The organism is Streptomyces typhae (assembly GCF_009755605.1).
Lineage (GTDB): Bacteria > Actinomycetota > Actinomycetes > Streptomycetales > Streptomycetaceae > Streptomyces > Streptomyces typhae.
This window is the reverse complement of sequence record NZ_WPNZ01000011.1, coordinates 215672-239077: the sequence shown is the minus strand read 5'-3', so window position 1 is coordinate 239077 and position 23406 is coordinate 215672. Positions and strand designations below refer to the sequence as shown.

Here is a 23406-nt window from a genome sequence, read left to right as displayed (position 1 = left end):
CGTCGTTCTCAGCCGCCGGTCCCGCTGCGGCTACCGGTTGGCGGCGCGCGTGAACTCCTTCATGAACGCCTCGCAGAACGCCTTCAGATCGTCCGGCTTGCGGCTGGTGACCAGGGTGTTGGAGCCGCCGTCGCAGACCTTCACCTGCTCGTCCACCCAGGAACCGCCGGCGTTGCGGATGTCGGTGCGCAGGCTCGGCCACGACGTCAGGGTGCGGTCCCGCACCACGTCCGCCTCCACCAGCGTCCAGGGCGCGTGACAGATCGCCGCGACCGGCAGGCCCTGCTCGAAGAACGCGCGGACGAACGCCACCGCGTTCTCGTCCGTGCGCAGCAGGTCCGGGTTGGCGACGCCGCCCGGCAGGACGAGGCCCGCGAACTCGTCCGCCGACACCTCGCCGACCACTTGGTCGACCGGGAACGTGTCGGCCTTGTCGAGATGGTTGAAGCCCTGCACCGAACCGGCCTCCGTGGACACCAGGACGGGCTCGCCGCCGCCGTCCACCACGGCCTGCCAGGGCTCGGTCAGCTCCACTTGTTCGACGCCTTCGGGGGCTACCAGGAATGCGATGCGCATGTGTCGATGTGCCTTTCGGGGTTTCTGTTTACGGGTTTCCGTTCACGGACGGGGCTGGTGGCCGGGCTCGGCGCGGCTGATCTCGGCCAGCGCGGAGGTCGGGTCCTGCTCGACCGCGAGGTCGCCGATGCTCACCATGCCGACCGGTGTGCCGTCCTCGACGACGGGCAGCCTGCGCACCGCGTGGGTGCGCATCAGGAGCACGGCCTCCGACACGGTGTCGTCGGGGGCGACCACGACCGGGTCCGGCGTGCACACGGAGTGGACGCTGACCGTCAGCGGATCCGCGCCGTCGGCGACGGCGCGCAGGGTGATGTCCCGGTCGGTCAGGACGCCGATGACCTGACCGCCGCCCGTGACTATGACATCACCGATGTCCTGGGCGCGCATCAGCTGCGCCGCCTCGACCAGCGAGGCGTCGGGGCGGACCACGACGACCGCCGGTGTCATGACTTCCCGCACGTACTCCGCCATGGTCCTGAGCCCTCTCTTCCTTCACGTCCTCATTGCTGGTGGTTGCCGGAAAAGTTCGGTTCAACCCTTTTTGCTGCCGAAGAACTCCTGCGCCTTCGCCTTGAGTCCCTGCTTGACCATCGAGGTGCGGTCCGCGTCGCCCTTGAGGACGGCGGCCGCGGTCGACTCCAGCTGGTCCCAGGTGGCGTGCGGCGGGATCGGCGGCACCGCGGGGTCGGTCAGGAACTCCACCACCGCGGGGCCGTCCGCAGCGAGAGCGGTACGCCAGGCCTCCGTCACGTCCTCCGGGCGCTCCACGCGGATGCCCGTCAGTCCGATCGAGCGGGCGAAGTCCGCGTACGGCACGTCGGGCAGCGACTGCGCGGGCAGGAAGGCGGGCGCGCCGCCCATCGACCGCATCTCCCACGTCACCTGGTTCAGGTCCCGGTTGTTCCACACGCCGACGACCAGGCGGGGATCGTCCCAGCGGTGCCGGTACCTGGCCGCCGTGATCAGCTCCGCCATCCCGTTCATCTGCATCGCGCCGTCCCCGACGAGCGCCACCACGGGCCGGTTCGGGTGGGCGAACTTCGCGCCGATCGCGTACGGCACCCCGCAGCCCATGGTCGCGAGCGTCCCCGACAGGGAGGCCCGCATGTCGCCCCGCATCGTCAGATGACGCGCGAACCAGTTCGCGGCCGAACCCGAGTCGGAGGTGACGATCACATCGTCGGGGAGCAGCGGGTCGAGCGCACGGGCCACGAGCTCGGGGTTCACGGGATCGGCGGCGAGATCGGCCCTGCGCTCCATGACGTCCCGCCAGCGCGCCACGTTGGCGCGGATCTCCGCCTGCCACTCGCGGCCCGTCTCCCGGCGCTCCTTCGAGATCATCGGGATGAGCTGGCGCAGCGTGGCACGGGCGTCGCCGACCAGGTTCACCTCGTACGGGTAGCGCATCCCGATCATGTGCGGGTCGATGTCGATCTGCACCCCGCGCGCGCTGCCGAAATCCGGCAGGAACTGCGCGTACGGGAAGCTGGAACCGATGGTCAGAAGCGTGTCGCAGTCCCTCATCAGCTCGTACGAGGGGCGGGTGCCGAGCAGCCCGATCGCGCCCGTCACATGGGGGAGTTCGTCGCTCAGGACGTCCTTGCCGAGCAGCGCCTTGGCGACGCCCGCACCCAGCAGGTCCGCGATCTCCTCGACCTCGGCGCGGGCACCCGCCGCGCCCTGGCCGACGAGCAGGGCCGCCTTGTCGCCGGAGTTGAGCACCTCGGCGGCGCGCCGCAGGGCCGTCGGCGACGGCAGCGCGGTCCACGCGCTGCGGTCGAGGCTGGAGGGCACCATCTTGAACGCGTGCGTGGGCGGGCTGTAGTCCAGTTCCTGCACGTCAGCGGGGACGATCACGGCCGTCGGACAGCGGCGCGCGTACGCGGTGCGGATGGCGCGGTCGATGACGTTCGGCAGTTGCTCCGGGACCGTCACCGTCTCCACGAAGTCGCCGGCGACGTCCTTGTACAGCGTGTGCAGGTCGACTTCCTGCTGGTACGAGCCGCCCATGGCGCTGCGGTCCGTCTGGCCGACGAGGGCGAGCACCGGTACGTGGTCCAGCTTGGCGTCGTACAGGCCGTTGAGTAGGTGGATCGCGCCCGGACCCGACGTCGCCACGCACACGCCGAGGCGGTGGCCGAACTTGGCGTAGCCGACCGCCTCGAACGCGGCCGTCTCCTCGTGCCGGGCCTGGAGGAAGCGGGGCCGGTCGTCGGCCCTGCCCCAGGCGGCGAGCAGGCCGTTGATGCCGTCGCCGGGGTACCCGAAGACGCATTCGACGTCCCAGGCCCGCAGCCGTTCGAGGATGTGATCGGCGACCTTCGCGGTCATGTCGGTGTCCTCCAGCAGGTCCGGGGGTCCTCCGGGGCGGGCAAGCGCGGGGTTGCGTTGACCGGGTGTCCAGCGCGCAGGGCGGGAAACACCCGTCCGGGTCTCGTGTGCGCAGGGGTTTGTTTGGCGTTCCGGGTGAGGGGCAGGCGGAGGAACAGTGCTTCGGACCGGAGGCACGTCCGTGGGAGCGGTTTCGCTCATCCCCGGGTGTGCCCAGGTACGACAGGTGCACGCCACGCGCTTTCGCGCGCCCTCCCACGGTGACCGTTCCACTCCAAGCACCTGGCACCAAGGGAGTTGCACGCATCATGCGATCCGATGCAGCACGATCCGATGCAGCACGATTCCGGGACACGGCCGGGCACCGCGGCACCGCACAGCCCACGCGGTCCGAGCAGGTTCAGCAGGCCCAGCAGGTCCAGCAGTCCGTGCACGCCCACCAGTCCGAGCACCTCGCGCACGCGGAGCACCTCGCGCACGCAGAGCACGCCGCGCACGCAGAGCACGCCGCGTACGCAGAGCACGCCGCGTACGCAGAGCACGCCGCGCAGGGCGAGCAGACCGAGGCTCCCCGCATCCCCCGGCCCCGCTCCACGCGGCACCCGCACGACGACGCCCCCGACACCGCCGAGGCCTTCCGGCGGATCTGCGCACTGCCGCACGGCCCCGAGCGGGACGCGCTGCGCGAGGAGGTCGTGCGGGCCTGGCTCCCCATGGCCGAACGCCTCGCGGGCCGCTTCCGCGGCCGCGGCGAAGCCCTCGACGACCTGCGGCAGGTCGCGGCCCTCGGCCTGGTGAAGGCCGTCGACCGCTACGACCCCGAGCGCGGCAACGCCTTCGAGAGCTACGCCGTGCCGACGGTCACCGGCGAGATCAAGCGCCACTTCCGCGACCACATGTGGACCCTGCATGTGCCGCGCCGCGTCCAGGACCTGCGCAACCGCGTGCGGTTCGCCTGCCAGGACCTGTCCCAGACGGTGTCGGGGCGCGCGCCCACCGTCGCCGAGATCGCCGAGCGGGCCCGGATGACGGAGGAGGAGGCCGCCACCGGCCTGGAGGCACTCGACAGCTTCACCGCGCTGTCCCTGGACGCCGAGCTGCCGGGCAGCGACGACGGCTACGCGCTGCGGGACACCCTCGGCGGCCCCGACCCGGCCCTGGACACCGTCGTCGACCGCGAGGCCGTCAAGCCGTGCCTCGCCCGGCTGCCCGAGCGCGAGCGGGACATCCTCTACATGCGGTTCTTCCGCGACATGACGCAGAGCCGCATCGCCGAGCACCTCGGCATCTCCCAGATGCACGTCTCGCGCCTGATCAGCCGCTGCTGCGGACGGATGCGGGAGGAGGTCCTGCGCGACGCGGCCCGCCAAGGGCGCCCGGACGACGCGGGCGCCGGGCCCGTCGAATCCGTCGAGTCCGCGGCCGTCCGGTTCGGCCGCGGCGCAGACGCCGCACGGTCCGCCGAGGTGACGACGAACGCCGCATAGCCAGCGCGAGGTTACGACGAACGCCGCATAGCCAGCGCGACATGGCGTGACATCACGTCCACGGCGCGCGCCTCCGCCATCGAGAAGGCGAGGCGCGCGCCGGTGCGGAACAGGCTGACGACCCCCTCCACCGGGCCGTTGGCGCGCGTCGCGAGCGGCACGCACAGCAGGGACGTGACGTTCGCGCGGACCAGGATCGGGGCGCCGTCCGCGTCCCGCCCGAAGCCCTCCGGGGGGTCGGGCCGCACCTGAAGGGTGGGGGCGCCGCAGCGGGCCGCCTCCCGCACCAGTGGACAGTCGGCCGGGTCCTGCGCGAGGACGTCCGCGACAGGCCCGCCCTCGGGGCCGAGCACACTGCGCCGCCGGGGGCGCACGTCCCCCTCGTCGGCCACCACCCAGTCCGCGAACCGGCCGTGCAGGACCTCGGCGACCCGGCGGAGCACGGCCGCCGGGTCGGCGGGCGCCGTGAGCAGCGTGACCGTCACGGCGTCCGCCAGCTCCAGGAGTTCGGCGTGCCGGGTCGCCTCGGCGAGGTCGGGGGTGCGGCCCCGGACACCGCGCGGCAGGGGCTCGCGCGGTCCCGGCGGCTGCAGCACGACGAGGACCACGGGGCGGGGCTCGGTGCCGGGGCGCAGCGCCGTCAGGGTCGCCCGCACGGGCAGCTCGGGCCGGTGCTGGAGGCGCACCGTCAGGCTCCGGTCGCCCTCGCCGCGCGCGACCGCCGCGGCCTGTGAGCGGAAGGCGGGCCGGTCGGCCGGGGTCAGGAAGACGCTGAGCGGGCGCCCGGTCGCGTACCCGCCGCGCATCCCCGTCAGGTCCGTGGCCGCGGGGTTCATGCGCCGTACCACGGTCTCGCCGTCGACCAGCGTGACCGGAAGCGGGAACCGCTGGAAGACGGCGCGCAGCAGCCGCTGTTCGTCGCGGGTCGCCGACGCGCCCGCGGCGGGCCCTTCGGCGGTCAGCCGCTCCAGGCCCGGCCACAGCCGTTCCGCCGCGTGTTCCAGTTCGAACAGGGCCGCGTCGAGCATGGTGCCCAGATCCCCCGAGGGGACGGCGCGGGAAGCCTTCAACTCCGCGACCCGGCGCATGAAATCCGCCAGGTCCTCGCCGAAACGGTCGGTCTCCGCCATGCGTCGAACGTAGCGGCTGCCGCCGTTTTCCGGGGCCGCCGCCGGGAAACCGCATCGTAGGCGCGCCCGCGGGGACGGCGGAGGGCCGCGCGGGGCCGCGCGAGACGACCTCGGGCCGGGAAGGGCCCGGCCGGAAGGAAGGCGCATCACGATGCCGACACTTCGAGGAACGGACGGTCCGGAGTCCGCCCAGCCGGCCCGCAGGCTCTCGGAACTCGCCGAACAGGCCGTGCGCTGCACCGTCGCGTGCTGCGGCGCGGGCACCACCGTCACCGACGGCGGCACGGAGCAGCCCGCCGCGGTCACCCACCCCGACCTCGCGCGCCTGGTCGCCGTGCAGCTGCGCTCCGGCGACGGACCGATCCCGGCCGCCCGCGAGCGCGGCGCCCCCGTCGACACCGAGGACCTGCTGCACGACGAGCGCTGGCCGGAGTACCGCGCGCTGGCCCTGGACTCCGGGGTCCGCGCGAGCGTCACGCTGCCCTTCCGGCGGTCCGGGCTCACGCTGACGCTGAGCCTGTTCAGTTTCCGCCCCGGCGCCCTGGACGAGGCGGGCTGCGGCCCCGCGCAGGCGCTCGGTGACTTCGCGACGGCCGGCCTGGTCCGGGACCGGCACTACCGCGCGGCGCTCACCGAACTCGACCACCTGGGCGAGGCGCTGCGCACCCGCCCCGTCGTCGACCAGGCCTGCGGCATCATCATGCACGTCGCGAGCTGCGACGCCGACCAGGCGTTCACCCTGCTGCGCCGCATCTCCCAGCAGACCAACCGCAAGCTGGTCGAGGTCGCGGCGGCACTGGTGGAGACCAAGGGCCGGGGCCTTGAGCGGGAACTGAAGTCGGCCGCGCCGTGATCCCGGCCGCGCCGTGATCCCGGCCGCGCCGTGGCCTCGGCCGAGCTGTGATCCCGGCGGCGTCGTGGCCTCGGCCGAGCTGTGATCCCGGCCGCGCCGTGAAGTCGGCCGTGCTGTGATCCCGGCCTTTCCGTGCAGTCGGCCGAGCCGTGATCGCCGCGACGTGACGGCGGCCGGGGAGCGGACCGCGCCGCTCACCCGCCCGGAGGCCACACCGCGCGGATGACGCACCCCCACGCTCGAATGGCCTCATGCGCCCTTCTGCCCCGCACCTCGCCCTGACCCTCACCACAACCGCCCTGTGCGCCCTCGCCGCGACCGCGCCCGCGTACGCGGAGAACACCGCCACCGCCGAGGTGACGCCCCGGCACGCCGCCCCCGGCAGGCACGTCACCGTCTCGGTCACCTGCCCCGCCGCGGGCGACGCCCCCGCCACCATGGACGGCCACTCCCAGGCCTTCGAAGGGGGCACCGTCCGCCTGGAGCGCACCGGTCACCACCGGAACAAGCAGCAGCACCACCAGGACAACCGCAACAGCGGGGAGGACCCGCTCGGGGTCCCCGGCCCGGGGAAGGCGTCCGCGAACGCCCTGGAGCCCGGCGACGACACGACCCCCGGGGAGGCGCCCCCGGACGGCGGGAACACCTCGGACACCTCGTACGACACCGGTACGGAGACTTGGACCGAGACGGAGACGGAGACCGAGACGGAGACGGGGACGGGGACCGAGACGGACACCTGGACCGAGACCGAGACCGAGACCGAGACCGAGACCGGTACGGGGACGCGGACCGAGACAGGTACGGGGACGCACACCGAGACGGGGACCGGCACGGGAACCGGGAGCACCGGGACCGTCTACCGGGGCACCGCCCGTATCGCCGACGCCTCGGCCTTCGAGGGCGGCGGCCCGAACGCGGTGGGTCCCGAGTCGGAGTGGGCCGTCGACGGCACCTGCCACGGCGACGGCCGGTGGAAGGCGACGTTCACCGTCACCCGTACCGCCCACACCGCCACCCACACGGCCCCCGGCGTCTCCCGCGGCGTGCACGCGGGCCGCACCGGCGGCTTCACCGACTCGCCGCCCGCCCTGGCCGCGGGCGTCCTCCTCGTCGTCGTGGCCCTCGGGGCCGCCGTGCACCGGCTGCGTCGCGACCGCGGCTTCGGACGCTGACCGAAGGGCGGTCGAGGGCGGGTCGAGCCGCGGGCCACCCGCAGATGGAGCGGCGCCGCCGCGGGTACGCAGTTACCCGACGGCACAGGAACGGTCAGGGAGCGCACGGAGGTACCCATGCGGCGGACGGAGCACGAGGGCCGTGGCCGCGTGCGGTACGGCCCGCCCGCACCGGAGCCCTGCCTGCCGGTGCTCCCGGAGCTTGCCGCGGTGCTCGCGTCCGCCGCGGCCCGGGTCGAGGTCCAGCCGCCCGGCGGCGACCGCGGCCTCCTGGACGCGGCGTGCGGCTACTGGTCGCGGCGGGGCCTGCCCGCGGGCCCCGAGCAGGTGGCCGCCGCGCCCGGCGCCGCTCCGCTGCTGCTCGCGCTCGCCGCGGCCGTCGGCGGCGACGTCCTGCTGCCGCGCCCCTGCGCCGCCTGGTGGGGGCCCCAGATGCGGCTGCTCGGCAAGTCCGTCCACCACGTGCCGACGCCCGCCGAGTGCGGCGGCGTGCCCGACCCGTACGCCCTGCTCGAAACCGTCCGCCGCGTCCGCGCCGAGGGTGGCGCCCCGCGGCTGCTCGTCCTCTCGGTGGCCGACGACCCGACGGCCACCGTGCCACCGCCGGAGGTCGTGCACGAGGCCGTCGAGGCCGCGGCAGCGGAGGGGCTGCACGTCGTCAGCGACGAGACGTGGCGCGACACGCTGCACCGCCCGCGCGGGACGGTCCTGTTCGGCCCCGCCGAGATGGCCCCCGCACAGGTCACCGTCGTCTGCGACCTGTCCGGCGCGTTCCTGCCGCCAGGACTGCCCGCGGCGGTCGCCCGGTTCCCCGCGACCGGCCCCGGCGCTGCGCTGCGCGCCCGCGTCCTCGACGTGCTCGCCGCGCTCGGCGCGACGCCCACCGCGCCGGTCGCCGCCGCTGCCGCGTACGTGCTCGCCGAACCGGACGAGGTCACCGCCCGCCTCGCCGCCGCGGTGCGGCTGCACGCGTGCCTGGCCGCCGGGGCGCGGGACCGGGTGGCCGCGGCGGGCGGCCTCGTCCGGCCGCCGCGGGCGGGCCGCCATCTGTACGCCGACCTGGAGCCGCTGCGGTCCGCCCTCGCCGCACGCGGCGTCACCGACGCCCAGGAACTGGAGGACCACCTCCAGGAGCGCCTCGGCATGCCCGCGCCCGGCGGCCACCGCTTCGGCGACGACATCGCCGCGCTGCGCGTACGCCTGTCGACGGGACCGTTCCTCGGCACGGACCCGAAGGCGCGGCTCGCCGCGCTCCGCACCCCCGACCCCCTGGAACTGCCGCACGTGAAAAGGGCTTTGGACGTGTTCGGAGCGGCCTTCGGCGAACTCCGCGCAGCAGCAGAGCGATGGGAGCCTCCTCGGTGACGCAGCAGACTCAGCCGGTTCAGCGGGCGCAGGGAGTGGCGCAGGGAGTGGCGCAGGGAGGGGTGCAGGGAGGGGGTCAGGAGCCGCCGGGTCGGGCCGCCGCGCCGGGCGCCGCGCCGCCCGTGCCCTGTGCCCCCGGCACCGTACGCCTGTGGCCGAGGTCCTTCGCCGACCGGCTCACCGCGCCCCTGCCCGGACTGCGGGCCTTCGCGCGGTTCGCCCGCGAGGCCGCCCTGCGGCCCCGGCCCGAGGGGCTCGCCGACATTCCGCTGCTGCCGTACGAGCCGGGGCCGCTGCCGCGCGTGGACTCCCGTACGGTCGCCGTGACCTGGGCGGGGCACGCGAGCTGGGTGGTGCGCGTCGGTGGGCTCACCGTCCTCACCGACCCCGTCTGGTCCCGCAGGATCCTCGGCACCCCCGCCCGCGTCACCCCCGTCGGAGTGGCCTGGAGCGCGCTGCCCCGCGTCGACGCGGTGGTCATCAGCCACAACCACTACGACCACCTGGACGCGCCCACCCTGCGGCGCCTGCCGCGCGACACCCCCGTCTTCGTACCGGCGGGCCTCGGCCGCTGGTTCACCCGCCGCCGCTTCACCCGGGTCGTCGAGCTCGACTGGTGGGAGGGCGCCGAACTGGACGGAACCCGCTTCGACTTCGTGCCCGCGCACCACTGGTCCAAGCGGGGCCTTCGGGACACGTGCCGTTCGCTGTGGGGCGGCTGGATGCTCACCGACGCGGACGGGCAGCGGGTGTACTTCGCCGGGGACACGGGGTACGGGCACTGGTTCGCCCGGATCGGGGAGCGGTACCCAGGGATCGACCTCGCGCTCCTCCCGATCGGGGCGTACGAGCCGCGGTGGTGGCTGCGGGACGTCCACTGCGATCCGGAGGAGGCGGTGCGGGCCGCCATCGATGTGGGGGCGCGGCGGATGGCGCCCATGCACTGGGGGACTTTCCTGCTGTCGGCGGAGCCTGTGCTGGAGCCCCTGGGCCGGGTGCGGGCCGCTTGGCGCGGGGCCGGGCTCGATCCTGCGGATCTGTGGGATCTGCCGGTGGGTGGGTCCCGGGTGCTCGGGGGCTGAGGTCCTGTCGCGCTTGCGCGCTCGTCCTCAAGCGCCGGACGGGCTTGTTCGTTGCGCTTGCGCGCTTGTCTTCAAGCGTCGGGCGGGCTTGTTTGTCGTGCTTGCGCGCTTGTCTTCAAGCGTCGGGCGGGCTTGTTTGTCGTGCTTGCGCGCTTGTCTTCAAGCGTCGGGCGGGCTTGTTTGTCGTGCTTGCGCGCTTGTCCTCAGGCGTCGGGCGGGCTTGTTTGTTGCGCTTGCGCGCTCGTCGCTCAGACGCCGGACGGGCTGGAGTTCCTGCGCAGCCTGCGCCAGAGGGGCGGTGCGACGCTGATGACCACCGTCAGACCCACCGCCAGGGCCACGCCCTGCCAGGGCTCGTTGAAGAGGGCGCCGCCGAGGATGCCGATGAGCTGGTACGTCAGCGCCCAGGCCAGGCAGGCGGGGAGGTTGCCGCGGGCGAAGCGGCGTACCGGCATCTTCGCCAGGAGGCAGGCCAGCATGACCGGGATGCGGCCCGCGGGGACGAGCCGCGACAGGACGAGGACGAGCACGCCGTGGTCGTCGAGCTTGCCCTGGGCCTGCCGCAGCCGCTCCTCGGGAGCACGGTCACGGATGGCCTCCAGCCAGCGCGAACCGTTCTTGGAGCGCATGCCGCGCCGCCCGAGCCAGTACAGGCCCATGTCCCCGGCGAACGCCGCGAGCGAGGCCACGCCGAACACGACGAGCAGCGCGAACGGCGACGTGTCGGTCTGGTGCAGGGCCACCACGGCCGCCGAGCTCACCAGGGCGCCCGTCGGCACCACGGGCACCAGGGCGCCGACGACCACGAGCAGGAACAGCGACGGATAGGCCACCGCCTGCTGGGTGGAGTCCGGCGAGACCTGCGCCGCGGCGCCGAGGATCATCGGGTCGCCCCGGGGCGCACCGACTCGCCGTGCCCGAGCCGGTGCACGGCGACCTCCGGGGCGCGGCGGGCCGCCTGCCGCACGAACTCGTCGCCCGGACCGTGGAACTCGTGCGGACGCACCGCGTCCATGCCGATCGGCCAGTACGTGCCGTAGTGCACCGGGACCGCGCTGCGCGGCGCGATCCGGGACAGCGCCTCGGCGGCGCGCACCGGGTCCAGGTGCCCGTGCCCCAGGTAGGGGCCCCAGCCGCCGACGGGGAGCAGCGCCACGTCGACGGGGCCCACCTCGTCGGCCATCGCGTCGAACAGGCCCGTGTCCCCCGCGAAGTAGGTGCGGGCACGGCCCTCGACCACGTAGCCGAGCGCGGGGGAGCGGTGCGGGCCCATGGGCAGCCGGCGGCCGTCGTGGAGGGCGGGGACGACGCGCACGGTGACGCCGTTGCCGTCGCCGTTGGCGCGGGCCGTGTGCACCGGTACTTCGTCGCCCGGTGCGACCTCCGTGAACCGCAGGTGGGTCAGCCTGCGCAGGCCCGGCACCGAGCGGGCGGCGCCGCGCGGGATAAGGACGCGGGTGTCCGGGGCCAGGCGCGCCAGGGACGGCACGTGCAGATGGTCGGCGTGCAGGTGCGAGAGCAGGACGACGTCCGCGACGGCCGCCTGCGGGGGCGGCAGCGCGCCCCGCCTGCGGCGCAGATGCGCGAGGCGGCGCACGAACAGCGGATCGGTCAGTACACGGATGCCCGAGTCCTCGACCGTGCAGGTGGCGTGCCCCCACCAGGTGACCGTGACGTCCGGCTGCACCCGTTCCTCCTTCGTGTGACTGTCTCCGAGCCTACGGCCAGGAGTAGTGTCGACGGCTGACACCCGGGGTGGCCCGACGGCAGAGGTGAGGGGGACGTCATGGGACATGGGGACAGAGGCACCGCGCGCGCGGTACGGGTCGCGGCGATCGCCAGCCTGACGCCCCTGGAGGAGCTGGACGCCGACCCCTTCCTGGTGGACTCGCGCAGCCAGCACGCCATGTGCGCGCGCTGGGCCGCCGACCAGGGGTACGTGGTGACGCGCGAGCTCGTCGTCCACGGCCTGCGCAGCGACCACGCGGTCCTGTGGAACGACGTGGACGCCGGTCTCGTCGACCTGTTCGTGGTGCCGTGCCGACGGGTGTTCGAGCGGGCGCTGCGGTCCCCCGAGGAGTTCACCGAGGAGTGCGCGCGGCGGGGGGTGCGCGTCGAGACGGCGGGCCTGACCGAACCGGCGTACGACGCCCCCATGAAGGCGCGCGTCCACCGCCGCCTCTCCATGCCGACAGCGGGCTACGACGGCTCCTGAACCGCAGAGCCGGGCGCTGCGGCCTGCCTCCACGGCTCGGCGGTGCGGTCCCGCACCGCTCCGTCCCCCCGCCCGCCCGCGACGGTGAGGTCACCCCCTCACAGTGACGGGCGGGCGGGTGGGAGACCGCCGCGAAGCGGCGGGACGGTTGCCGACCCCGCAGCGGCCCCCAGGCCTGTGACACGCTGAAGGCAAGGTCGGAGGGCAAGGTCAGAGGCAAGGTCGAGGGAACGTGAGGCGGTCGGGCACGGTGCGGGACGGGCGATGGCGGCAGGCGGGCCGCACGGCATGGCGGAAGGCGGGCCGCACGGCGTGGCGAGTCGTCGCCGTGTGGGCGGTCAGCACGCTCACGATGCTCGTGCTCGCCGGCATCCTGCCGGACTTCAAGCTCCAGTCGGACGACGGCGACAGCGCCACCCGCATCGCGATCACCGCGGCCCTCGGCGCGGGCGCCTTCGGCCTCCTCTCGGCCCTGGTGTGGCCGCTCCTTGTGCGCGCGCTGCTCCTCGTACCCGCCCTGGTCCTCGGCCTGCTCACCTTCTTCCTGAACGGCTCCCTGCTGCTGCTCGCCCTGCGTCTCATCCCGGACGGCCGCGGCGACGCCAACGCCGAGACCGCGGTGGTCGTCGCGGCCGTGATGTCGGCCGTCGCGTCGGCGACCGGCGGCGCCCTCGCGGTCCGCGACGATGACGCCTACCGCCGCCGTCTGTACCGCCTCGCCGACCGCAGGCGCCGCCGCGCCGACGGCACGCACAGCCCGAGCACCCCGGGCATCCTGTTCCTCCAGCTCGACGGCGTGGGGCACGACGTGCTGACCGGGGCCGTCGGCAAGGGCCTCATGCCGACCGTGGCCCGCTGGCTCGGCGCGGCACCGAGCGCGGGCGGGACCTCAGGCAGGGGCGCAGGCGCGACCGCGACCGCGGCCGCGGCCGCGGAGAAGAGTGCGGCCCCGAGCGCGGGAACGAGCACCGCCGCGCCCACCCACCGCCTCACCCCCTGGCGCACCGACTGGTCGAGCCAGACCGGAGCGAGCCAGCTCGCCATCCTGCACGGCAGCAACCACGACGTCCCCGCCTTCCGCTGGTACGAGAAGGACACCGGCGAGGTCATGGTCTCCAACCGGCCCGCGTCCGCCGCCGAGCTGCAGCGCCGAGCCGTCGCCCGCACCGGCGACCCGGGGCTCCTCGCCGACGGCGGCGCGAGCCGCGGCAACCTGTTCGGCGGGGGCGCCGACCAGCTCGCCCTGGTCCTGTCGGTGGCCGCGAGGCGCGACCGGAAGAACCGTTCCCGCGCCGGCTACTTCGCCTACTTCTCCGACCCCGCGAACGCCGTCCGCACCGCCCTGTCCTTCGTCGCCGAGGTCGGCCGCGAGATCGCCGAGTCGACCCGGGCGCGACTGCGCCGACGCCGCCCGCGCGTGGGCCGCGGCGGCCTGTACCCCTTCATCCGGGCCTTCGCCACCGTCGTGGAGCGCGACGTCGTGGTCGCCGCCGTCATCGGGGACATGCTCGCCGGGCGCGCCGCCGTCTACGCCGACCTGGTCGCGTACGACGAGGTTGCCCACCACTCGGGGCCCACGAGCGCCGACGCCGAGAAGGTGCTGGCCCGCCTCGACCGGTCCCTCGCCCTGATCGAGCAGGTGGCCGACCACGCGCCCCGGCCCTACCGCATCGTGCTGCTCTCCGACCACGGCCAGAGCCCCGGCGAGACCTTCCGCGCCCGCTACGGCCTGACCCTGGCCGACCTGGTGCGCGCGGGCTCCGGTCTGCCCGTGCCCCGCCGTGCCCGGCGCACCCACAGCGGCGCCGAGGCCCGCTCGGCCGTGCGGGCCGCGCTGCGCAGGCCCGTCGAGGAGGGCGCGGGCGAGCACCACCCGCACCGCCACGCCGAACCCGTCGTCCTGGCCTCGGGCAACCTCGGCCTCGTGTCCTTCCCCGACGTGCCGCACCGCATGACCCGCGAGGAGATCGACCGCCGCCACCCGGCGCTCCTGCCGACCCTCGCCAACCACCCGGGCATCGGCTTCCTCCTCGTACGCAGCGCCGAGCACGGGGCGCTCGTGCTCGGGGCGCGGGGCGCCGAGGTCCGCCTTGACGGCGACCTGCGAGGGCCTGAGGACCTGGGGCCCCTCGCCGACTTCGGGCCCGGCGCCGTCGACGCCGTGCGGCGCACCGACTCCTTCCCGCACACGGCCGACATCATGGTCAACTCCTGGTACGACCCGCGGGACGGCGAAGTCCTCGCCTTCGAGGAGCAGATCGGCTCGCACGGCGGCCTCGGCGGCGCCCAGTCGCGCCCGTTCCTGCTCGCGCCGCTCGCGCTGTCCCCGGCGGTCGGGGACGGCGGCGAACTCGTCGGCGCCGAGGCGGTGCACGCCGTGCTGCGCCGCTGGCGGCAGGAGGAGCACGGGAGCCCGCCCACCGCGGCCGCCCCCGGTTCGGCCACCCCTGGTGCCCCGACGACCTCCAGCACTTCCACGGCGCCCGGTGTCCCTGAGCCGTCCGATGCTTCCACGGCGCCGGGTGTCCCTGCGCCGTCCGGCGTCTCCGCGGCGCCCCGCGCACCCGAGACCCCCGGCGTTCCCGCAGCTCTCGGCGACCCCACGACCCCCGTGGACATTCGCCGCCCGGACAGCGGACCCTCGACAGCTTTTCCGGTCGGTGACCGCGCCGCACCGGACAAAACACACTGATTTGGTGCAGCGTCCGGTGTGCCCGACCATGGCCGTGCGCTCGGCGATCCCGGGCGCACGGCACAACGAGAGGCGCACCACCCCATGCACGACACCGGAACCGTTTCCCCGTCGGCTCCGGCCCCCCACCAGGCAGAACTCCCCAAGCCCGGCCTGCCCGCGCAGTCCGGGGACGGCGACGACAGCAGGCACGCCCGGCGCTTCGGCCTCCCCGTCGCCACCTGTCTCGTCATGGGCAACATCATCGGCGGCGGCATCTTCCTGCTCCCCGCCTCCGTCGCGCCGTTCGGCACCATCAGCCTTCTCGCGTTCGCCGTCCTGACGGCGGGCGCCGTCGCGCTCGCGCTGGTCTTCGGGCGGCTCGCGCACCGCGACCCGCGCACCGGCGGCCCCTATGTGTACGCGCGCGCCGCGTTCGGCGACTTCGCGGGGTTCCTCGCCGCCTGGTCGTACTGGATCACGACATGGGTGTCGAACGCGGCGCTCGCCGTGGCCGCCGTCGGCTATCTCGACGTCCTCGTGCCGGTCGCCGACCACCGGTGGACCGCCTGTCTGGCCGCGCTCACGCTGCAACTCCTGCCCGCCCTCGCCAACCTGGCCGGTACGCGCTGGGTCGGTGCCGTCCAACTCGTCGCCACGGTCCTGAAGTTCCTGCCGCTGCTGCTCGTCGCCTTCGGCGGTCTCTTCTTCTTCGACAGCGGCAACCTCGGGCCGTTCCGGGCGAGCGACGAGAGCCCCGTCGGCGCGGTGTCCGCGTCCGCGGCCATCCTGCTCTTCTCGTACCTGGGCGTGGAGTCCGCCGCCGTCAGCGCGGGCGAGGTGCGCGACCCGCGGCGCAACGTCGGGCGCGCCACCGTCCTCGGCACCCTCGGCGCGGCCCTCGTCTATCTGCTCGGCACCCTGGCCGTCTTCGGCACCGTCGCGCACGACAGGCTCGTCGACTCCACGGCACCGTTCTCGGACGCGGTGAACGCCATGTTCGGCGGGGCCTGGGGCGGCACGGCCGTGGCGGTCGCCGCGCTCGTCTCCATGGTCGGCGCGCTCAACGGCTGGACGCTGCTGAGCGCCCAGGCCCCCTACGCCGCCGCCCGCGACGGCCTCTTCCCGAGCGCGTTCGCGAAGAAGCGGCGCGGAGTGCCGACCGTCGGCGTCCTGGTCACCGTGGTCCTCGCCTCGCTGCTCACCGTCTACAACTACACGGCGGGACCCGCGGGCGTCTTCGAGGTGCTCGTCCTCGTGACGACGTTCACGGCCACCGTGCCGTATCTGCTCGCCACCGCCGCGCAGATCTACTTCCTCGCCTCCGGGCAGGGCGAGCGCGTGGACCGGGGCCGCCTCGTGCGCGACTCGGTGCTCGCCGCCCTCGCGTTCGGCTTCTCGATGTGGCTGGTCGCGGGCGCCGGGTACGCGGCTGTCTACCAGGGCGTGCTGTTCCTCTTCGTGGGGGTGCTCCTGTACGCGTGGATGGCGGCCCGCAAGCAGCGGGCCGCCCTCCGCTAGCGCTCCCCACGACGCCGTCCGGCGCTCACCGGACGGCGCCGCCGGGGGGTCCTGCCGCGGCGTGCGGCGACCCCTACCGGGCCAGGGGTGCCGTCACCCAGCGCCGCGTCTTGTAGCCGCCCTCCTCGGGGCCGATCTCGACGAGCTTGCGGGCGGCCAGATAGGCCTCGTTGCCCACCATCTCGTAGCCGACCTGGAACGAGCCCGGCACGTCCCTGGCCTCGGGCCGCTGCTCCCGCGCGACCGCCGACGGGTAGTCGCCGCCGTCGCCCGCGCCCCGCACCGCGAGCTCGGCGAGCAACTGGTCCTGCGCCGCCGCGAGCGCCTCCTGGGGGTCGCGGGACTGCGGCGCCGCGGGGGTGCCCCCGGCCCCGGCGGGCGGCACGACGAGCGCGCTGGGCTCACGGGACTCGCCGGTCGCCGTGCGCGTGGACAGCTGGGCCTGCACGACCTTGCCGTCGTTGTCGAGGCCGACCCGGATCACCCCGCGGTCCGGCGTGATCACGGGCACGCCGTCGAAGGCCTGCCGGAAGGTGACGTGCGTCTGGAGGGACACCGGCGCCCCGGTCTCCGCGCCGTCCTTGGTGCCCGAGTTCTGCATCAGGTCGTGCACGCCGTCCACGATCAGCTCGGCTCCGTCGGCGTGCTGCTCCGCGAACGCCCGCGCGAGCTCGACGGCGCGGTCGGTGGGCAGCGCGGTGGTGTTGCGGTGGTTGGGCTCGGCGAGCCGCACCCAGCGCACCGCGTGCGGCCCGGTGGAGGCGACGCGGTCGCCGGAGCTGACGCTGAGCACGCCCTGCCGCTCGACCTGCGCCTCCTCCAGGGCCGCGGCGGGGAACTCCGCAACCCGGCCCGCCCGGGTCAGTTCGACGCTCGGGTCGCGCGGCGCGAGCTGGATCACCTGGGGGCTCTCCGGCGCCGCGGTGAGGTCGTCGGCCAGCGCAGCGCGGGCGTTGTACCAGCGCCAGGCGTACCAGTTGTCCGGCACCGCGTCGCGGAAGAGGGTCCGCTCCGTGTTGAGCCGGTTCACGGCCTCGGCCTGGGTGGCGCCGACCGCGACCACCGACGGGGCCTGGTTCTTCCAGATGTCCCAGCTCGCGTTCAGCCACGCGTCACAGAACGTCTGCCCGGAGCGCCACTTCTCCCAGAACTTCTTGCCGTAGTCCGGGTTGTCGATGCTGGTCGTCTCGAAGCCGAAGAGCATGCGGAAGCCCAGATTCGGGGTCGCCCACGTGCGGATCGGCGAGTGCCCGCCGAGGACCCGCAGCGAGAAGCACGTCGACCAGAAGATGTACCTGACCTTCTCGTTGCCGAGCGCCATACGGGTGGAGACGGCGTCGGTGCGCCCGTCCCAGGCCGCGCCGAGCGGGGCGTAGAACACGCCGTTGCCGTCCATGTCGCCGTGCCCGGAGTGGTAGACGGCGCACACCGCGTCCATGCCGTACCGGTCCTGCCAGTTGTCGAACGTCTCCTCGTACGCCCACACCTGGACGCCCGCGTCGGCGAACCAGAAGTTGCGGTCGTAGAACTGCTGGAGGTACGCGAGGAAGCCACTCGCGTCCTCGTGCGTGTAGCGCAGCGGTGACGCGGTGGCGAACTTCTCCACGCTGAACGCGCCCCACCAGCCGAACGTCGAGTCCCGCTCACCGGCCGCGCCGGGCTTCTCCGGCTGGAACGGAGACGGACCGCGGTCCGAGTAGATCATGCGCATGGCCTTACCCCCTGAGTGGTCTCCCCGACCTGAGTGGTCCCCCGACGGCGCGGCCAGGGCCGTGGCCGAAGCCCGTATGTCGAGGGGGCCTAAAAGTGTCACCGCCGCAGGGGGTTGCCCAGTTGCCATTCCGGCCATTGGCGCTGCGCACCGGGGGTGCCGGGCCGCCCCAGCGGCACCGGTGGCAGGGGCGCCCGGGGTGGTACGGGAGCGGGGGCGAACGCGCCCCGCTGGCCGGAACGGCGCGTTCGGGGCCGCACCACTGTTCGTAGCCCACCCCGCGCACCAGCGCGACCCCCTCGAACACCGCGCGGAGGAGGCGCCCCACGGGCCCGGGGCGCGGCGACCGGCGCGGGGCCGCCCGCCGCGCGGGGGCCCCGTCCCGCCGCACGGCCCGATTTCGCCGCGCGGGCCTACGGCACCCCCGCGGTGCCGCACCCGGGCGGGCCGGTACCCGGGGGTGCGCGCTGTTCCCCTCCGGAGTGTGATCGGATGTACCCCCAGGTACTTCACCGAAGGGATTTGGCATCGTGGCTACCACGCGCTCCGCACACACGGTCTGGGAAGGCAGCCTGACCGAGGGCTCCGGCACCGTGACCTTCGACTCCTCGGGGATCGGGCAGCAGGCCGTGTCCTGGCCGTCCCGCGCCGAGCAGGCGAACGGCAGGACCAGCCCGGAGGAGCTCATCGCCGCCGCGCACTCCAGCTGCTTCTCCATGGCGCTGTCCCACGGCCTCACCGGCGCGGGCACCCCGCCCACCAAGCTCGTCACGTCCGCCGACGTGACCTTCCAGCCGGGCACCGGCATCACCGGCATCCACCTCACCGTCGAGGGCGAGGTGCCCGGTCTCGACGAGGCCGCCTTCGTCTCGGCCGCCGAGGACGCCAAGGCCAACTGCCCCGTCAGCCAGGCGCTGACCGGCACGACGATCACCCTCTCGGCCAAGCTGGCCTGACGCTCCGCGCGAAGCCGCCGACCCGCACGACGGGCCGGCGGCTTCGTCGTGTCCGGGCCGGGCGGGTCGGGGCCGGCCGTGTCGGGGCCGGTTGTGTCCGGGCCCGCCGGGTACGAGGCGTGCGCGCAGGCGGCATTGACAACAGGCCGCTCAAGTTTTGTGCTGGAGAGTGCAGAAGCGCCGCGTCGGAAGGGGTTGTTGGACATGGCACGTGCGGTCGGGATCGATCTCGGGACGACGAACTCGGTGGTGGCGGTCCTGGAGGGCGGTGAACCCACCGTCATCGCGAACGCGGAGGGAGCCCGCACCACCCCGTCCGTCGTCGCGTTCGCCAAGAGCGGTGACGTCCTCGTCGGCGAGGTCGCCAAGCGCCAGGCGGTCACGAACGTGGAACGCACCGCACGCTCCGTCAAACGCCACATGGGCGACGCCGGCTGGCGCTTCCCGGAGGGCGGCGCCGCCGTCGACGGCACCCGCTACACCGCGCAGGAGCTGTCCGCCCGCGTGCTGCAGAAACTGAAGCGGGACGCCGAGTCCTACCTCGGCGAGGACGTCACCGACGCGGTGATCACCGTGCCCGCGTACTTCGACGACGCGCAGCGCCAGGCCACGAAGGAGGCCGGGGAGATCGCGGGCCTGAAGGTCCTGCGGATCATCAACGAGCCGACGGCCGCCGCCCTCGCCTACGGCCTCGACAAGGGCGACGACCAGACCGTCCTGGTCTTCGACCTGGGCGGCGGCACCTTCGACGTGTCGCTCCTGGAGATGGGCGACGGCGTCATCGAGGTCAAGGCCACCAACGGCGACACCCGCCTCGGCGGCGACGACTGGGACCAGCGGATCGTCGAGCACCTCGTACGGCAGTTCAAGAACGCGCACGGCATCGACCTCGGCAAGGACAAGATGGCCGTGCAGCGGCTGCGCGAGGGCGCCGAGAAGGCGAAGATCGAACTGTCCTCGTCCAGCGAGACCGACATCAACCTGCCCTACGTCACCGCGTCCGCCGAGGGCCCCCTGCACCTGACGGAGAAGCTCACCCGGGCCCAGTTCCAGGAGCTGACCGGCGACCTCCTCGACCGCTGCAAGGGCCCCTTCCACCAGGCCGTCAAGGACGCGGGCGTGCAGCTGTCCGCGATCGACCACGTCATCCTCGTCGGCGGCTCCACGCGGATGCCCGCCGTCGGCGACCTGGTGAAGGAACTCACCGGCAAGGAGCCGCACAAGGGCGTCAACCCCGACGAGGTCGTCGCCCTCGGCGCCACCCTCCAGGCGGGCGTCATCCGCGGCGACGTGAAGGACGTGCTGCTGCTCGACGTGACGCCGCTGTCCCTCGGCATCGAGACCAAGGGCGGCATCATGACCAAGCTCATCGAGCGCAACACCACCATCCCCACCCGCCGTTCGGAGACCTTCTCCACCGCCGAGGACAACCAGCCCTCGGTCGGCATCCAGGTCTTCCAGGGCGAGCGGGAGATCGCCGCGTACAACAAGAAGCTCGGCGTGTTCGACCTCACCGGCCTGCCGCCCGCGCCCCGCGGCGTACCGAAGATCGAGGTCACCTTCGACATCGACGCCGACGGCATCATGCACGTCTCGGCGAAGGACGAGGCCACGGGCCGCGAACAGCGCATGACCGTCACCGGCGGTTCGGCGCTGCCCAAGGACGACATCGACCGCATGGTCCGGGAGGCGGAGGCGCACGCCGAGGAGGACCGCAGGCGCCGCGAGGCCGCCGAGACCCGCAACCAGGCCGAGCAGCTCCTCTACCAGACCGAGAAGTTCCTGCGCGACAACGACGGCGAGGGCGAGCCCGGCGCGGGCGGCCGTGTCCCCGCCGACGTGCGGGCCGAGGTGGAGGCGGCGGCAGCCGAGCTGCGCCCGCTGCTCGACGGCGACGACACCGCCGCCCTGCGCGCCGCCGCCGAGAAGCTGGCCGCCGTCAGCCAGAAGATGGGCCAGGCGATGTACGCGGCCGCGCAGGCCCGCCAGGAGGGCAGCACGTCCGCGGACGCGCCGACCGAGGACGCGCACGCCGGGGCCCGGGGCGGCGCCGACGACGTCGTGGACGCGGAGATCGTCGACGAGGACGCCGCGCACGGCGACGCCCCCGGGGACGGCAGGCGTGACGACGGTCAGCCGCCGCGTCAGGGCGGGTGAGCGGAGCCCGCGGACCCCGCCGGAGGGCGGGTCAGCCCCGTGACTGGAGGTACTTGACCGTCGCCGGGTCGGCCGGGAGCAGCGTCTCGACGGCCAGCTCGGCGACGGTCACGTCCATCGGCGTGTTGAACGTCGAGATCGACGACACGAACGAGAGCACCCGGCCCTCGTGCTCGATCCGGCAGGGCAGCGCGAAGTGGTACACCTCCCCGTCCGCCGCCGTGTCCTCGCCGGGGTCCGCCACCGGATAGGCCGCCACCTCGTCGTACAGCGCCCGCAGCGCCGCCGACCGGCGCAGCGCGATCTGCCGCTCCATCTGGTGCAGCAGATGCCCGCGCCACTCGCCCAGATTCCGGATCCGCGACGCGAGTCCGCGCGGGTGCAGGGTGATCCGCATGGCGTTCAGGGGCGGTACGAGCAGGTCCTCGGGCAGGCCGTCGAGGAGCATCGCGATGCCCCGGTTGGCGGCGACCACCTGGTACGTGGCGTCGACGACCAGCGCGGGGTACGGCTCGAAGCCCTGGAGGAGCCGCTCCAGGCCGGCCCGCAGACCGTCCATCGCCGGGTCGTCGAACGGGGTCTGCGGGAAGCGGGGCGCGTACCCGGCCGCGAGCAGCAGCGCGTTGCGCTCGCGCACCGGCACGTCCAGATGGTCGGCCAGCTTGAGCACGAACTCCTCGCTCGGCTTGGAGCGGCCCGTCTCCACGAAGCTGATGTGCCGTGCCGAGGAGTCCGCGCGCAGCGCCAGCTCCAGCTGGCTGACGCGCCGCTCCTCGCGCCAGGCGCGCAGCAGGGCACCCACCTCGGAGGGGGCCTGCGCGGGGCTGTCTTTGCTGTTCCGGCGGTCGGACGCGACAGTGGTCATGTTCAGAAGGTAGTTCAGAAGACCGTGCGGAAGGCCGTTCCGGATCGGACGGCTGTTCCGGACGTGTGCGAGGAGGGGTGCATGCCGAATCCGTGGGACGCGCTGTCGTGGGAGGCGGCCGTGGCGTACCGGGCCCGGGTGCGGGGCTGTCTGCTGGGCGGGGCGGTCGGTGACGCGCTCGGCTACGCCGTCGAGTTCACCTCCCTCGACGGCATCAGGGCCGCGCACGGGCCCCGCGGGGTGCGGGGGCCGCTGCCGGACGCGGCGGGCGTCTGCCGGATCAGCGACGACACCCAGATGACCCTGTTCACGGCGGAGGCGCTGACGGCCGCGCACGCCCGTGAGCGCGCCAAGGGCATCGGCGGCGCGGCCCCGCGGCTCGTCCTCGACGCGTATCTGCGCTGGCTGGACACGCAGACGAAGCCCGCGCCCGCCCCGAGCGCCGCCCCGGCCGGGCATCCGGCCCCCGGGGGTCTCGGCGCGCAGTCCTGGCTGTACGCGCGGCGGGCCCCGGGCAACGCCTGCCTCAGCGGCCTCGCGCACGCGTACGCCCCCGACCCGCTGGTCGAGCTCGGCCCGCCCGGACCGGTCAACCCCGGCTCCAAGGGCTGCGGCACGGTGATGCGCTCGGCGCCCTTCGGCCTCACCCGCGCGCCCGCCGCGAGCGCCTTCGAACTCGCGGCCCGCTGCGCCCAGATCACCCACGGCCACCCCACGGGCTACTACGCGGCGGGCGCGCTCGCCGCGATCGTCGGCCATCTGGTCGCGGGCGACTCGCTGGAGGGCGCGGTCCTGCGCACCCTGCGGCTCCTCGCCCGGTACGCGGGGCACGAGGAGACGTCCGCCGCCCTGACCGCCGCCGTCGACCTCGCCGCCGCGGGCGAGCCGTCCGCGGAGCGGGTGGAGTCCCTCGGCGCGGGCTGGATCGCCGAGGAGGCCCTGGCCATCGGCGTGTACGCGGCCCTGGCCGCATCCGGCGCCGAGGAGGCGCTCCTGCTCTCCGTGAACCACTCGGGCGACAGCGACTCCACGGGCTCCGTCTGCGGAAATCTCCTCGGCGCCCTGCACGGCGACCACGAACTGCCGGGCGCGTGGGTGCGGCTGACGGAGGGCCGGGAGGTGATCGCCGCGGTCGCCGACGACTTGGCGGGGGAGTGCGGCGGGCGTCCGGCACACTGACCGCGACGCCGGCCGGGACATTGACCGGGACGCCCGCCGGGACATCGGCCGGGACGCCAACCGGGGGGTGCGGGTGGGCGTCGGCCGGGACATCGGCCGGGCCGTCGGCCGGGGACGCGTCTGCTCGGT

The 23406-nt window shown here is 74.2% G+C and carries 18 protein-coding genes and 1 pseudogene; 11 read left to right on the top strand and 8 right to left on the bottom strand.

Features of this window, described 5'->3' with window-relative positions; all coding sequences use genetic code 11:
• Positions 1-30: 30 nt before the first annotated feature.
• From GPA10_RS21420 to GPA10_RS21410, 3 genes are read right to left on the bottom strand one after another with little or no spacing between them, the layout of a single operon-like run.
• Positions 31-576, bottom strand: a complete 546-nt coding sequence (locus tag GPA10_RS21420; RefSeq protein ID WP_058851298.1) for a type 1 glutamine amidotransferase domain-containing protein — start codon at positions 574-576, stop codon at positions 31-33.
• Between the two features lie 42 nt (positions 577-618).
• The gene (locus tag GPA10_RS21415; RefSeq protein WP_058851299.1) at positions 619-1050 is read right to left on the bottom strand and encodes a CBS domain-containing protein; all 432 of its coding nucleotides are present in this window, start codon (positions 1048-1050) and stop codon (positions 619-621) included.
• 60 nt (positions 1051-1110) lie between these two features.
• The gene (locus GPA10_RS21410) at positions 1111-2910 is read right to left on the bottom strand and encodes a thiamine pyrophosphate-requiring protein (RefSeq protein ID WP_157166889.1); all 1800 of its coding nucleotides are present in this window, start codon (positions 2908-2910) and stop codon (positions 1111-1113) included.
• A gap of 575 nt (positions 2911-3485) precedes the next feature.
• On the opposite strand from GPA10_RS21410, the pseudogene GPA10_RS21405 reads away from it, so the two are divergent.
• A pseudogene (locus GPA10_RS21405) lies at positions 3486-4274 on the top strand (RNA polymerase sigma factor SigF); the annotation flags it as partial.
• A gap of 134 nt (positions 4275-4408) precedes the next feature.
• On the opposite strand, the gene GPA10_RS21400 reads toward GPA10_RS21405, so the two are convergent.
• Complete coding sequence (locus GPA10_RS21400) at positions 4409-5527, bottom strand: PAS domain-containing protein (RefSeq protein WP_058851301.1); 1119 nt, start codon at positions 5525-5527, stop codon at positions 4409-4411.
• A 151-nt stretch (positions 5528-5678) separates the two neighbouring features.
• On the opposite strand from GPA10_RS21400, the gene GPA10_RS21395 reads away from it, so the two are divergent.
• The 4 genes from GPA10_RS21395 (at position 5679) to GPA10_RS21380 (ending at position 10002) form a co-directional block, all read left to right on the top strand.
• Positions 5679-6380 (top strand): ANTAR domain-containing response regulator, encoded by a 702-nt coding sequence (locus GPA10_RS21395; protein WP_157166888.1) that lies wholly within the window; start codon positions 5679-5681, stop codon positions 6378-6380.
• A gap of 251 nt (positions 6381-6631) precedes the next feature.
• Positions 6632-7555 carry a hypothetical protein gene (locus GPA10_RS41755; protein WP_198351664.1) on the top strand — a complete coding sequence of 308 codons (924 nt, stop codon included), beginning with the start codon at positions 6632-6634 and terminating at the stop codon, positions 7553-7555.
• Between the two features lie 117 nt (positions 7556-7672).
• Complete coding sequence (locus tag GPA10_RS21385) at positions 7673-8920, top strand: aminotransferase class I/II-fold pyridoxal phosphate-dependent enzyme (protein ID WP_157166887.1); 1248 nt, start codon at positions 7673-7675, stop codon at positions 8918-8920.
• 62 nt (positions 8921-8982) lie between these two features.
• Positions 8983-10002, top strand: coding sequence for an MBL fold metallo-hydrolase (locus GPA10_RS21380; RefSeq protein ID WP_425505796.1), 1020 nt, complete (start codon positions 8983-8985; stop codon positions 10000-10002).
• Between the two features lie 248 nt (positions 10003-10250).
• Here GPA10_RS21380 and GPA10_RS21375 read toward each other — a convergent pair whose 3' ends face one another.
• Positions 10251-10886, bottom strand: coding sequence for a DedA family protein (locus GPA10_RS21375; protein ID WP_157166885.1), 636 nt, complete (start codon positions 10884-10886; stop codon positions 10251-10253).
• Positions 10883-11689: an MBL fold metallo-hydrolase gene (locus GPA10_RS21370; RefSeq protein WP_343041179.1), complete on the bottom strand. Its 807-nt coding sequence runs from the start codon at positions 11687-11689 to the stop codon at positions 10883-10885. The genes GPA10_RS21375 and GPA10_RS21370 overlap by 4 nt, the downstream gene beginning before the upstream one ends.
• Positions 11690-11788: 99 nt before the next feature.
• Here GPA10_RS21370 and GPA10_RS21365 point away from each other — a divergent pair, with 99 nt between their 5' ends.
• The 3 genes from GPA10_RS21365 to GPA10_RS21355 all read left to right on the top strand — a co-directional run bounded on the left by GPA10_RS21365 (position 11789) and on the right by GPA10_RS21355 (position 16409).
• Positions 11789-12217 carry a hypothetical protein gene (locus GPA10_RS21365; RefSeq protein WP_058851308.1) on the top strand — a complete coding sequence of 143 codons (429 nt, stop codon included), beginning with the start codon at positions 11789-11791 and terminating at the stop codon, positions 12215-12217.
• Between the two features lie 352 nt (positions 12218-12569).
• The gene (locus GPA10_RS21360) at positions 12570-14909 is read left to right on the top strand and encodes an alkaline phosphatase family protein (protein ID WP_246259528.1); all 2340 of its coding nucleotides are present in this window, start codon (positions 12570-12572) and stop codon (positions 14907-14909) included.
• An 84-nt stretch (positions 14910-14993) separates the two neighbouring features.
• The gene (locus tag GPA10_RS21355) at positions 14994-16409 is read left to right on the top strand and encodes an amino acid permease (RefSeq protein ID WP_157166884.1); all 1416 of its coding nucleotides are present in this window, start codon (positions 14994-14996) and stop codon (positions 16407-16409) included.
• Positions 16410-16482: 73 nt separating this feature from the next.
• Here the strand turns inward: GPA10_RS21355 and GPA10_RS21350 are convergent, their stop codons facing one another.
• Positions 16483-18120, bottom strand: coding sequence for a DUF6345 domain-containing protein (locus tag GPA10_RS21350; protein WP_157166883.1), 1638 nt, complete (start codon positions 18118-18120; stop codon positions 16483-16485).
• A gap of 530 nt (positions 18121-18650) precedes the next feature.
• Here GPA10_RS21350 and GPA10_RS21345 point away from each other — a divergent pair.
• Complete coding sequence (locus GPA10_RS21345; protein WP_343041178.1) at positions 18651-19076, top strand: OsmC family protein; 426 nt, start codon at positions 18651-18653, stop codon at positions 19074-19076.
• A gap of 204 nt (positions 19077-19280) precedes the next feature.
• The gene (gene dnaK, locus GPA10_RS21340; RefSeq protein WP_157166882.1) at positions 19281-21233 is read left to right on the top strand and encodes a molecular chaperone DnaK; all 1953 of its coding nucleotides are present in this window, start codon (positions 19281-19283) and stop codon (positions 21231-21233) included.
• 31 nt (positions 21234-21264) lie between these two features.
• Here the strand turns inward: dnaK and GPA10_RS21335 are convergent, their stop codons facing one another.
• Positions 21265-22098: a helix-turn-helix domain-containing protein gene (locus GPA10_RS21335; protein WP_079086876.1), complete on the bottom strand. Its 834-nt coding sequence runs from the start codon at positions 22096-22098 to the stop codon at positions 21265-21267.
• A gap of 81 nt (positions 22099-22179) precedes the next feature.
• Here GPA10_RS21335 and GPA10_RS21330 point away from each other — a divergent pair, with 81 nt between their 5' ends.
• Positions 22180-23277 carry an ADP-ribosylglycohydrolase family protein gene (locus GPA10_RS21330; protein WP_157166881.1) on the top strand — a complete coding sequence of 366 codons (1098 nt, stop codon included), beginning with the start codon at positions 22180-22182 and terminating at the stop codon, positions 23275-23277.
• Positions 23278-23406 lie beyond the last annotated feature (129 nt).

Coding starts and splice junctions, on each gene's coding strand:
- GPA10_RS21420 (WP_058851298.1), bottom strand. CDS start 576: ATGCGCATCGCATTCCTGGTAGCCCCCGAAGGCGTCGAACAAGTGGAG.
- GPA10_RS21415 (WP_058851299.1), bottom strand. CDS start 1,050: ATGGCGGAGTACGTGCGGGAAGTCATGACACCGGCGGTCGTCGTGGTC.
- GPA10_RS21410 (WP_157166889.1), bottom strand. CDS start 2,910: ATGACCGCGAAGGTCGCCGATCACATCCTCGAACGGCTGCGGGCCTGG.
- GPA10_RS21400 (WP_058851301.1), bottom strand. CDS start 5,527: ATGGCGGAGACCGACCGTTTCGGCGAGGACCTGGCGGATTTCATGCGC.
- GPA10_RS21395 (WP_157166888.1), top strand. CDS start 5,679: ATGCCGACACTTCGAGGAACGGACGGTCCGGAGTCCGCCCAGCCGGCC.
- GPA10_RS41755 (WP_198351664.1), top strand. CDS start 6,632: ATGCGCCCTTCTGCCCCGCACCTCGCCCTGACCCTCACCACAACCGCC.
- GPA10_RS21385 (WP_157166887.1), top strand. CDS start 7,673: ATGCGGCGGACGGAGCACGAGGGCCGTGGCCGCGTGCGGTACGGCCCG.
- GPA10_RS21375 (WP_157166885.1), bottom strand. CDS start 10,886: ATGATCCTCGGCGCCGCGGCGCAGGTCTCGCCGGACTCCACCCAGCAG.
- GPA10_RS21365 (WP_058851308.1), top strand. CDS start 11,789: ATGGGACATGGGGACAGAGGCACCGCGCGCGCGGTACGGGTCGCGGCG.
- GPA10_RS21360 (WP_246259528.1), top strand. CDS start 12,570: ATGCTCGTGCTCGCCGGCATCCTGCCGGACTTCAAGCTCCAGTCGGAC.
- GPA10_RS21355 (WP_157166884.1), top strand. CDS start 14,994: ATGCACGACACCGGAACCGTTTCCCCGTCGGCTCCGGCCCCCCACCAG.
- GPA10_RS21350 (WP_157166883.1), bottom strand. CDS start 18,120: ATGCGCATGATCTACTCGGACCGCGGTCCGTCTCCGTTCCAGCCGGAG.
- dnaK (WP_157166882.1), top strand. CDS start 19,281: ATGGCACGTGCGGTCGGGATCGATCTCGGGACGACGAACTCGGTGGTG.
- GPA10_RS21335 (WP_079086876.1), bottom strand. CDS start 22,098: ATGACCACTGTCGCGTCCGACCGCCGGAACAGCAAAGACAGCCCCGCG.
- GPA10_RS21330 (WP_157166881.1), top strand. CDS start 22,180: ATGCCGAATCCGTGGGACGCGCTGTCGTGGGAGGCGGCCGTGGCGTAC.